Annotated in this window: 1 protein-coding gene and 1 pseudogene; both read left to right on the top strand. The window is 59.5% G+C overall.

The window, feature by feature from the left end:
* Window positions 1-2,578, top strand: a 2,578-nt coding sequence (carB, locus tag AC1DRJ_RS23925) for a carbamoyl-phosphate synthase large subunit (RefSeq protein WP_477804327.1), incomplete at its 5' end; no start/stop codon positions are given.
* A pseudogene (gene greA / locus AC1DRJ_RS23920) lies at window positions 2,575-2,645 on the top strand (transcription elongation factor GreA); the annotation flags it as partial. The gene carB and the pseudogene greA, both read left to right, overlap by 4 nt.

Raw genomic sequence — 2,645 nt, 5'->3', positions numbered from 1 at the left:
GTACGAGATGGAGGTTGTCCGCGATAAGAAGGATAACTGCATCATCGTTTGCTCGATCGAAAACTTTGACCCGATGGGCGTGCACACCGGTGACTCGATCACCGTTGCTCCGGCACAAACCCTGACGGACAAGGAATACCAGATCATGCGTAACGCCTCGTTGGCGGTACTGCGTGAGATCGGCGTGGAAACCGGCGGCTCCAACGTTCAGTTCGGCATCTGCCCGGACACTGGCCGTATGGTCGTGATCGAGATGAACCCACGTGTGTCCCGCTCTTCGGCACTGGCTTCGAAAGCCACTGGTTTCCCGATTGCGCGTATCGCTGCCAAGCTGGCGATCGGCTACACGCTGGATGAACTGCAGAACGAAATCACCGGCGGCGCTACCCCTGCATCCTTCGAGCCGTCCATCGACTACGTCGTCACCAAACTGCCACGTTTCGCCTTCGAGAAATTCCCGAAGGCCGACGCGCGCCTGACCACTCAAATGAAGTCGGTCGGTGAAGTCATGGCCATCGGCCGGACTTTCCAGGAATCCCTGCAGAAAGCCCTGCGTGGCCTGGAAGTGGGCGTTTGTGGTCTGGACGAGAAGCTCGACCTGAGCAACCCGGAAAGCATGAGCGTGCTCAAGCGTGAACTGACTGTGCCGGGCGCCGAGCGTATCTGGTACGTAGCTGACGCCTTCCGCGCCGGTCTGTCGGTCGAAGACATCTTCGGCATGAACATGATCGACCCGTGGTTCCTGGTGCAGATCGAAGATCTGATCAAGGAAGAAGAGAAGGTCAAGACCCTGGGTCTGGCCAGCATCGACCACGACTTGATGTTCCGCCTCAAGCGTAAAGGCTTCTCCGACATGCGTCTGGCCAAGCTGCTGGGCGTGACCGAGAAAGCCCTGCGTCGCCATCGTCACAAGCTGGAAATCTTCCCGGTCTACAAGCGCGTTGACACCTGCGCGGCCGAGTTCGCCACCGACACCGCCTACCTTTACTCGACTTACGAGGAAGAGTGCGAAGCCGCGCCGTCGGGCCGCGACAAGATCATGATCCTGGGCGGCGGGCCAAACCGTATCGGTCAGGGCATCGAGTTCGACTATTGCTGCGTACACGCGGCGCTTGCCCTGCGCGCCGACGGGTACGAGACCATCATGGTCAACTGCAACCCGGAAACCGTATCCACCGACTACGACACCTCCGATCGCCTGTACTTCGAACCAGTGACCCTGGAAGACGTGCTGGAAATCGTCCGCGTCGAGAAGCCGAAAGGCGTGATCGTCCAGTACGGCGGCCAAACCCCGTTGAAACTGGCGCGTGCCCTGGAAGAAGCCGGCGTACCGATCATCGGCACCAGCCCTGACGCCATCGACCGTGCAGAAGACCGTGAGCGCTTCCAGCAAATGGTTGAGCGTCTGAACCTGCGTCAGCCGCCAAACGCTACTGTGCGCAGCGAAGACGAAGCGATTCGTGCCGCCGCCAAGATCGGTTACCCGCTGGTGGTGCGCCCGTCCTACGTACTGGGCGGCCGCGCGATGGAAATCGTTTACGAAGAAGARGAGCTCAAGCGCTACCTGCGTGACGCGGTGAAAGTGTCCAACGACAGCCCGGTGCTGCTCGACCACTTCCTCAACTGCGCCATCGAAATGGACGTGGATGCGGTCTGCGACGGTACCGACGTGGTCATCGGCGCGATCATGCAGCACATCGAGCAGGCCGGCGTTCACTCCGGTGACTCCGCGTGCTCCCTGCCGCCATACTCGCTGCCTGCCCACATCCAGGACGAGATGCGCGAACAGGTCAAGAAAATGGCCCTTGAGTTGGGCGTTGTCGGCCTGATGAACGTTCAGTTGGCGCTGCAAGGCGAAGACATCTACGTCATCGAAGTCAACCCGCGCGCTTCCCGTACCGTACCGTTCGTGTCGAAGTGCATCGGTGTTTCCCTGGCTATGATCGCGGCTCGCGTGATGGCCGGTAAAACCCTGAAAGAAATCGGCTTCACCAAAGAAATCATCCCGAACTTCTACAGCGTGAAAGAGGCGGTGTTCCCATTCGCCAAATTCCCTGGCGTGGACCCGATCCTGGGCCCAGAGATGAAGTCCACCGGTGAAGTGATGGGTGTGGGCGACACCTTCGGCGAAGCCTTCGCCAAGGCCCAGATGGGCGCCAGCGAAGTACTCCCGACCGGCGGTACCGCGTTCATCAGCGTGCGTGACGACGACAAGCCACTGGTTGCAGGCGTCGCCCGTGATCTGATCAACTTGGGTTTCGAAGTGGTTGCCACTGCCGGCACTGCCAAGCTGATCGAGGCCGCAGGCCTGAAAGTGCGCCGTGTGAACAAGGTGACTGAAGGCCGTCCGCACGTGGTCGACATGATCAAGAATGACGAAGTCACCCTGATCATCAACACCACCGAAGGTCGTCAGTCGATCGCCGACTCGTACTCCATTCGTCGTAATGCCTTGCAGCACAAGATCTACTGCACCACGACTATTGCTGCTGGCGAAGCCATCTGCGAAGCGCTGAAGTTCGGTCCCGAGAAGACCGTGCGCCGCTTGCAGGATCTACACGCAGGATTGAAGGCATGATCAAATACCCAATGACCGTCCAGGGCGCGAAAGCTCTGGAAGAAGAACACGCTCACCTGACCAAGGT

It is taken from the genome of Pseudomonas sp. P5_B2, assembly GCF_056400445.1.
The sequence above is the reverse complement of the archived record's forward strand: the minus strand, read 5'-3'. Positions and strand labels throughout refer to the sequence as shown.